The organism is Mesorhizobium sp. M7D.F.Ca.US.004.03.1.1 (assembly GCF_003998635.1).
GTDB lineage: Bacteria > Pseudomonadota > Alphaproteobacteria > Rhizobiales > Rhizobiaceae > Mesorhizobium > Mesorhizobium loti.
This window is the reverse complement of sequence record NZ_RZQG01000225.1, coordinates 1-7594: the sequence shown is the minus strand read 5'-3', so window position 1 is coordinate 7594 and position 7594 is coordinate 1. Positions and strand designations below refer to the sequence as shown.

Genomic DNA, 7594 nt, shown 5'->3' with positions numbered 1-7594 from the left:
AACCGGCCCGGCGCCCGCTTCGGGCCGCAGGCGATTCGCCGCGCCTCGGCGATCCTCGACAACGACCCGCAATATCCGTTCTCACGCGATCTGTTCGAGCATCTGGCGGTCGTCGACTATGGCGATTGCCTGCTCGACTCGGGCAACCACCAGAAGACGCCCGGCACGATCGAGCGCGAAGCGGCGAAGATCCTCAAATCCGGCGCCTTCCTGCTGACGCTCGGCGGCGACCATTTCGTCACCTGGCCGCTGCTCAAGGCGCATGCCGCCATCCATGGGCCGCTCGCTTTGGTGCAATTCGACGCCCATCAGGATACCTGGCCGGACGACGGCAAGCGCATCGACCACGGATCCTTCGTCGGCCGCGCCGTCAAGGAAGGCATCATCGATCCCGACCGGTCGATCCAGATCGGCATCCGCACCCATGCGCCCGACACGTTCGGCATCAAGATCCTCTACGGTCATGAAATCGAGGAGATGCGGGCGTCCGACATCGCCTACGCCATCGTCGACCGCACCGGCGGCAAGAAGACCTATCTCACCTTCGACATCGACTGCCTCGATCCGGCCTATGCGCCGGGAACCGGCACGCCGGTTGCCGGCGGGCCGTCCTCGGCGAAGATCCTTTCGACGCTGCGCCAGCTCAACCAGATCGATATTGTCGGCGCCGATGTCGTAGAGGTTGCGCCGGCCTATGATCACGCCGATATAACGGCGATCGCCGGCTCCATGGTGGCCATGCAATATCTCGGCCTGCTGGCGGAGCGAAAGGCACGGCTTGAAGAGCTGAACAACGGCCATCACAACGGTGCCGCAGTGAACCACGGTAACGGCATATAGTCCTAGAATATCAGGGAATTTGATCAATCCATGAAACCGAAAATCTTCATCGACGGCGAACACGGCACCACCGGCCTGCAGATCCGGGCGCTGCTTGCCGAGCGCGGCGACCTGGAAATCATCTCGGTTCCCGCCGAGCGCCGCAAGGAAACGGCGGCGCGCGCCGAGCTCCTCAATGCCGCCGATGTCGCGATCCTGTGCCTGCCCGACGATGCGGCGAAGGAAAGCGTCTCGCTGATCGCCAACGACACCACCAAGGTCATCGATGCGTCGACCGCGCATCGCGTGGCGGAAGGCTGGGCGTATGGTTTCGCCGAGATGGACAAGACGCAGGCGAAGACGATTGCCTCGGCAAAACGCGTCGCCAACCCCGGCTGCTGGCCGCAAGGACCGATCGCAACGCTGCGGCCGCTGGTCACCGCCGGCCTGCTGCCGGCGGATTTCCCGATCACCGTCAACGGCATTTCGGGCTATTCGGGCGGCGGACGGCCGATGATCGAGGACTATGTCGCCAAGGGCGAGGACGCCTCGGAATTCCTGCCCTACGGCCTTACCCTGCAGCACAAGCACGTGCCGGAATTGAGGGCCTATGCCAGGCTGTCGCATGATCCGATCATGCAGCCGGCGGTCGGCAATTTCGCGCAAGGTATGATCACCGTCGTGCCGTTGCAGCTTGGTGGCCTCGACCATGTGCCGACCGGTGCGGAACTGCATGCGGCGATTGCCGACCATTTCGCCACCATCAAGGGCGGCGTGGTCGAGGTGGCGCCCTACGCGCATTCGGAGCGGATGCCGGAGATCGATCCGGAGATCTACAACGGCACCAACCGGATGAAGGTCTATGTCTTCGCCAACGACAAACGGGCGCAGGCCCTGCTGCTGGCGGTCTATGACAATCTCGGCAAGGGCGCCTCGGGCGCTGCCGTCCAGAACATGGACCTGATGCTCGGCCTCTGATGGACGCGCCAGCCTTTCCAGTGCGCTGGAAGGTCAGCGCGCCCGAACTCATTGCCGAGACCTTTTCGAGCCGCATCTGGAAGGTTTTGCGCGAAGACGGCTCGCCGGCGATCGTCAAGGCACTCCAGCCTTTCGATGATATCGCCGACGAGTTGCGCGGAGAGCATTACCTCGCCTGGCGGCGCGGCGAAGGCGCGGTGCGCCTGCTCGGTCGCGACGACCACAGCATGCTGCTCGAATATGCCGGTGAAACTCTTCTGCAGCAGGTGCTCGACGAACAGGGCGACTTTGCGGCGACCGCAATTGCGGCCGACGTGATGGCAAAACTGTTTTCGCCTGGGAAAGACCCCTTCCCGCCCGATCTTCAACCGCTGAGGGAACGGTTCGCCAGCCTGTTCAGGAAAGCCGCATCCGATCGCGACGCCGGCCATGACAGCCTCTATGTCGAGGCCGCCGTCGTTGCCGATCGGTTGCTGGCCAATCCGCATGATATCAGGCCCCTGCATGGCGACCTGCATCACGAAAACATCCTGCACGGGCCGCGCGGCTGGCTGGCGATCGATCCGAAGGGCGTTCTCGGCGACCCCGGCTTCGACGCCGCGAACATGTTCTACAACCCGCTCGACCGCGATGAACTTTGCCTCGATCCGGAGCGAACAGCACATATGGCGGAAGTCTTTGCCAGAACACTGGGCCAGACACCACCAGCCATCCTCGATCATGCCATCGCCTATGGGTGCCTGTCGGCGTCCTGGCATCATGAGGACGGCAACGCGGTCGAGGAGAATCGCGAATTGTCGATCGCCGGGGCGATCCGGGCGGTGCGGGCAAGCTTCTGATCGCACGGGGCAACGGCGCGGTGCTAACCGCTTGTTCACCACAATGGGCTACTGACTGGTCTCGGCTCCACTTCGGGATTTGTCATGGTCAGCGCGATTTCGGGTTCCTCACCGGCAACCCAGTATTCCTCGTCCAGTTCGTCGAGCAATGCAGCCCAGGAGGCCGCGCTCGAAAAGCAGATTCAGGATTTGGAAGACCAGGCCAAGGCCATCAAGGATCAGGTCAAGGCCGCCCAGGTGCAGCAGGATATCGCCGTGGCCCAAGCCAAGCTCGATGCGCTCAAGGCCGCCGACAAGGCAGCCAAGGCCGATCAGGGGCAGTCTGCACCATCCGCCGCAGCGTTGCGTCAGGCGGAGTTCGACGGCGAGAAGACGACATCGTCAAACGAATTTTGGATGTAACTGGCGAATTCTGGATGTAACTGGCCGATCGGCTCGGGATCAGCTCCTGAGCGCGATATCGTGCGGCAAGGGATAGGCGCCCTTGGTGCCGCGCCAATGCGCTGATGCAAAGCCCAGCACGATCAGTGCAAAGGCTTGATGGGTCAGCGCCATATGCAGCGGCACATGCATCAGCAGCGTGCCGATGCCGATCGAGGCCTGCACCAGCACCAGCAGAAACAGCAACGTCGCGCGCCGCGCATGCGTTGAGCCTGGCAGCCGCCGGCGCGTGGCGATCATGTGCCACAAGGCCACGATGAACACCGTATAGGCGCCGAGCCGATGGATGAACTGCACCGTCTTCGGGCTTTCGAAGAAGTTGCGCCATGCCGGCTCGAGGATCAGCAGATCGCCAGGGATGATCTTGCCATCCATCAACGGCCAGGTGTTGTAGCTCAAGCCGGCGTCGAGCCCGGCGACCAGGCCTCCGAGATAGATCTGGATCAGCGCCAGCAGCACGATGAAGCCAGCCAGCCTCTGCGTCGACCGATCGGCGGCGGGTTCGGAATGCGGCGCCAGTCCGCGCGCGACCACCATGGTCGCGGTGAAGATCAGCGCCGCGAGTGTCAGGTGGGTCGCCAGCCGGTACTGGCTGACGGAGACCCGGTCGACCAGACCGGAGGCCACCATCCACCAGCCGATGGCGCCCTGCAGGCCGCCGAGCAAGAGAATGCCCACGAGTTTCGGTCCCAGGCCGCGCTCGACGCGGCGCGTCGCCCAGAAGAACAGCAGCGGCAGGGCAAAGACCAGGCCGACGCTGCGCGCCAGGATGCGGTGCGCCCATTCCCACCAGAAGATCGACTTGAAGGCCTCGATGCTCATGCCCTTGTTGAGCTCGGCATATTGCGGGATCTGCTGATAGAGCTGGAATTCCTCTTGCCACTCGGCGTCGTTGAGCGGCGGTATCACGCCGTGGATCGGCTTCCACTCCGTAATCGACAGGCCGGAATCGGTTAGCCTCGTGGCGCCGCCGACCAGCACCAGCGCAAACAGCACCAGAAGCACCACATAGAGCCAGCCGCGCAGCAGCGCCCGGTTATGCAGGTCGCGGTCGCGGGCGACGTATGGCGCGGCAGCTGATATGGCAGCCATGATCTTGTCCCGGCAGGTTGGTTTGGCGGATTGGTGGACCATCGCACCCGTGCTGGCAAGGCCATGCGGCGCGGCACGCCGTCGCGCCGCGCCTCACCGGTTGCACAGCTTCGCGTCAAGGCCTATGCGGGGCAACAGCCCTTGAGCTTGCCGGGCCGCCTGTGCGAATTGCCGGCATGCTCGACCAGGAGACCAACCATGCCCCTGCGCCTGAAAAAGCTGATCGGAATGTTCCTGCTGGTGGCGCTGGTCATCATCTATGCGCTGGTCGCATCGATCTTCGCGGTCGCCCGGCTGTCGGAATCGGGCCCGTGGGTGCATTTCCTGTTCTTCCTGCTCAGCGGCCTGCTCTGGGTGCTGCCGGCGATGGGCATCATCAAATGGCTGATGCTGGAGCCACGGACCAAGCGCTAGGCGGAACCCGACCCCATCAGATGGTAACGACCATCTTGCCGGCATTGGCGAGCGGCGTCGTCACGCCCGACAGCATGGTGCGGATATGGGCAAGGCTCTGGTAGCGGCCGTTGACTGAAATGCGCGGCAAGGCATGCAGGAAGCCGGCATGCTCGGCACGCAGCACACCGTGGCGCGTCGTCACGGCGGAGGTGTAGCCGGCGTCGCGGGCAAAGCCCACCTCGCGGCAGCCGACAGCGCTGGCATAACCATAGGGGTAGGCGAAATGGCTGGGCTTCTCGCCCAGTTCGGCCTGCAACATGCCGCGCACGGCGCCGATCTCGTGCCGGGCACCGGTTTCGGAAAGCCGCTTCAGATTGCTGTGGTTGATCGTGTGGGCGCCGATCGTCACCAGCGGATGCGCGGCCATGCCGCGGATCTCGTCCCAACTCATCAATGTGCGCAATCGCGGGCCGTCGGCGTCGATGCCATTTGAGCGAGCCAGATCGCGCAACACCGCCTGCAGGTCCTCCTCGCGGACTTCGGAGGTGAGATAGGCGTGCAGGCGTGCATTGGCCTGCAGTTTCTTCGCAGGTGTCGAGCAATCGATCGTCAGGGGACCATTCGGTCGCGTCAGAGTGAGGCTATCGCGCGCTTTGACGATATCCTCGACCACATCCCACCACAGGTCGGCCGTGCCGTTGATCAGCCCCGGCGCTACATAGATGGTGATCGGCGCGCCGTGCTTCTCCAGCACCGGCAGCGCCTCGGTCATGTTGTCGCGATAAGCGTCGTCGGCGGTGATGGTGGCAAACTCGCCGCCCTTGCCGCCTGCCTTGATGCGCTCAACGGCTTCGTCCATGGAGACAAAGGCATAACCATGCGCCTTCATGTCGGCGATCATGGCATCGAGGAAACCGGGAGCAATGTTGAGATGCCGGTTGACGCTGTCGGGCCTTTCCGGCGTCGCGGTAACGCGATGCAGCATCAGGATGGCGCCGATGCCGCCGATGAATGGTTTGGCCAGCGGTGCGAGACCGGTATAGCGGGCGACGTTCAGCGCCAGTTTCCGGATTGCCTCCCCGCCGTCGATCATTCATTCACCTTTTGCGCCTAGGCTGATCCAAGCACGGAATGCGCCTACGCGAACCCCCAAATCGCGATCAATACGCCCTAAGGATTGAGGTATGGTTGACGCTGCAGCGTCATTTGACGGCAATCGGCTTGCGGCGACCGAGGCGTCGTCGCGCGCCTTGCCACGGAACCATGCCGGCCTGTCGATTTCAGTGGCGTCCACGGACGGACTGGTGGCCTATGCCGAGTTCTGCCGCTCGGCCCTGTTTGCACCGCCGCAGAGTGCTGCCTGGATCCTGAGCTGGGCTGCCGAGGTCCGACCGGATCTGCTCGTTGCGACACTGAGCACCGAAGGCAAGCCGGTTTTCTCGTTGGCCCTGGAGGTCACCGCCAGCGGTCCGTTCCGCGTCGCCCGCTTAATGGGTGGCCGCCACGCCAATGGCAACTTCGTCGCCGCGGATCCGCACTGGCTGGCCAGATCAGATGTTCCGGCCATCCGAGCGATGCTGACGGCCATCGCCAAGGCACGTCCGGACATCGATCTCGTCGCACTGGAACGATTGCTGCCCGATCTCGACGGCGTCGCCAATCCCCTAGGCGCGCTTGACCATTTTGCCAGCCCCAATCTGTCGCTGGCCGTTGACCTCGACGGCGGCTTCGATGCGCTGCTTTCTCGCGCCAGCGGCAAACGCAAGCGCAAGAAGCACCGTTCGCAGACACGCAAGTTCGAAGCCGTCGGCAGTCATCGCCGCATCGAAGCCAGAACCGCCGACGAGGCGAACAGGCTGCTCGACGCCTTTTTCGAGATGAAGGAATTCCGCTTCCGCAAGATGGGCATCGCCAACGTCTTCGGCGACAGGCAGGTGCGCGGCTTCTTCCGCGCGCTGTTTTCGCAAGCGCTTGCCGAGGACGAGCCCTCCTTCATGCTGCACGGGCTCGAGGTTGCCGGCAAGCTGCGCGCCATCACCGGGTCGAGCCGTTCAGGCAAGCGACTGATCTGCGAGTTCGGCGCGATCGCCGAGGACGATCTCGGCCACACCAGCCCCGGCGATTTCCTGTTCTTCGACAACATCCAGGAAGCCTGCGAGGCCGGTTTCAAGGTCTATGATTTCTCGGTCGGCGACGAGCCTTACAAGCGGCTGTGGTGTGATATCGAAACCCGGCATTTCGAAGTGCTGATACCGCTGACCCTGAAGGGCCGCGTGCTGGCGCTGGCGCTTCGGCAAGGCACAGGGCTCAAGGCCTTCATCAAGAACAGCCCGACGATCTGGAAGCTGACCAAGATGCTGCGCCGCAGGGCGGCCGGACAGGCAGCGCCCGCCGAAGACGATAGCTAAGGCCATGAAGCCGACCATCCGCACACTGTCGCTGCAGGAGCTGGCGGTTCTCGTCGACTGGGCGGCCGCAGAAGGCTGGAACCCAGGCCTTGAAGACGCGGCGATGTTCCAGGCCGCGGACCCGGAAGGCTTCATCGGCGCCTTTGTCGGCAACGAAATGGTCGCCGCAGTGTCGGCAGTGGCCTATGGAAGCGAGTTCGGTTTCATCGGCCTCTACATCTGCCGGCCGGACATGCGCGGCAAAGGCTACGGCAAGGCGGTGTGGAACGCTGGGATGACGAGACTTGCCGGCCGCACTATCGGCCTCGACGGCGTCGCCGAGCAGCAGGCCAATTACCGGAGCAAGGGCTTCAGGCCGGCTTACGAGACCATCCGCTACAGCGGGCGCACGGCAGGCCCGGCGGTCAACGCCGACGGACTGAGGACAGTGACGACTGAGCTCGTGCCCGACATCATCGCCTATGACACGCATTGTTTTCCGGGACCGCGGCGGGCGTTCCTGCATCGATGGCTGCAGGCACCGCATCACGGGCTGGCGGCGATCAGTTCACGCGGCACCACCGGCTACGCCGTGGCGCGGCCGTGCCGTTCCGGCTTCAAGATCGGCCCGCTGTTTGCCGA

At 63.9% G+C, this 7594-nt stretch carries 9 protein-coding genes; 7 read left to right on the top strand and 2 right to left on the bottom strand.

The features are described 5' to 3' along the window. The 4 genes from speB to EN935_RS14935 all read left to right on the top strand — a co-directional run. Positions 1 to 840 (top strand): agmatinase (gene speB, locus EN935_RS14950; protein ID WP_127373406.1); only part of this gene is annotated, 840 nt, incomplete at its 5' end. 30 nt (positions 841 to 870) lie between these two features. Beyond that, positions 871 to 1797 carry an N-acetyl-gamma-glutamyl-phosphate reductase gene (gene argC / locus EN935_RS14945; RefSeq protein ID WP_127265286.1) on the top strand — a complete coding sequence of 309 codons (927 nt, stop codon included), beginning with the start codon at positions 871 to 873 and terminating at the stop codon, positions 1795 to 1797. Beyond that, entirely contained in the window at positions 1794 to 2636 is an 843-nt protein-coding gene (locus EN935_RS14940) for an aminoglycoside phosphotransferase family protein (RefSeq protein WP_206534518.1), read from the top strand. Before argC ends, EN935_RS14940 begins: the two co-directional genes overlap by 4 nt. Before the next feature lie 84 nt (positions 2637 to 2720). Next, positions 2721 to 3038, top strand: coding sequence for a hypothetical protein (locus EN935_RS14935; protein ID WP_127265636.1), 318 nt, complete (start codon positions 2721 to 2723; stop codon positions 3036 to 3038). A 39-nt stretch (positions 3039 to 3077) separates the two neighbouring features. On the opposite strand, the gene EN935_RS14930 is transcribed toward EN935_RS14935, so the two are convergent. Then, positions 3078 to 4169: a COX15/CtaA family protein gene (locus EN935_RS14930; RefSeq protein ID WP_127265637.1), complete on the bottom strand. Its 1092-nt coding sequence runs from the start codon at positions 4167 to 4169 to the stop codon at positions 3078 to 3080. Positions 4170 to 4367: 198 nt separating this feature from the next. Here EN935_RS14930 and EN935_RS14925 point away from each other — a divergent pair, with 198 nt between their 5' ends. Beyond that, positions 4368 to 4583 (top strand): DUF2842 domain-containing protein, encoded by a 216-nt coding sequence (locus tag EN935_RS14925; protein ID WP_109669806.1) that lies wholly within the window; start codon positions 4368 to 4370, stop codon positions 4581 to 4583. Positions 4584 to 4599: 16 nt separating this feature from the next. Here the strand turns inward: EN935_RS14925 and EN935_RS14920 are convergent, their stop codons facing one another. Continuing rightward, entirely contained in the window at positions 4600 to 5658 is a 1059-nt protein-coding gene (locus EN935_RS14920; protein ID WP_109669456.1) for a polysaccharide deacetylase family protein, read from the bottom strand. A gap of 91 nt (positions 5659 to 5749) precedes the next feature. Here EN935_RS14920 and EN935_RS14915 point away from each other — a divergent pair, with 91 nt between their 5' ends. Next, positions 5750 to 6973 carry a GNAT family N-acetyltransferase gene (locus EN935_RS14915; RefSeq protein WP_109669453.1) on the top strand — a complete coding sequence of 408 codons (1224 nt, stop codon included), beginning with the start codon at positions 5750 to 5752 and terminating at the stop codon, positions 6971 to 6973. A 4-nt stretch (positions 6974 to 6977) separates the two neighbouring features. Beyond that, a partial coding sequence (locus EN935_RS14910; RefSeq protein WP_164771139.1) for a GNAT family N-acetyltransferase occupies positions 6978 to 7594 on the top strand: 617 nt, incomplete at its 3' end.